This window comes from Psychromonas sp. Urea-02u-13 (assembly GCF_002835995.1).
Classification (GTDB): domain Bacteria; phylum Pseudomonadota; class Gammaproteobacteria; order Enterobacterales; family Psychromonadaceae; genus Psychromonas.
This window is the reverse complement of record NZ_PJBZ01000013.1, coordinates 1-246: the sequence shown is the minus strand read 5'-3', so window position 1 is coordinate 246 and position 246 is coordinate 1. Positions and strand designations below refer to the sequence as shown.

The window sequence follows — 246 nt, the reverse complement described above, 5'->3', positions numbered from 1 at the left end:
GGTGTCGTTATTTAAGCCAAGTGAGGTTAATAAAGTAGGCGATTGTGATGATATTGCACCTCGCTTACCTTCTCGGATAAGTCGTCCAGTCCAATCAACAAGTTCGAGATAATCAATGAAGGTAAAATGAATGCCCTGTGGTTGATGTTGATGCTCTGCACCGATGAATTTTACCAATCGCATATTTTCAACTTCATTTTTCTTTTCAGTATCATTTGACTTGTTATGAATGCGTTCAAAAACAGA

The 246-nt window shown here is 37.8% G+C and carries 1 pseudogene; it reads right to left on the bottom strand.

The features are described 5' to 3' along the window. Positions 1–246: pseudogene (locus CXF74_RS00040) on the bottom strand (hypothetical protein); the annotation flags it as partial.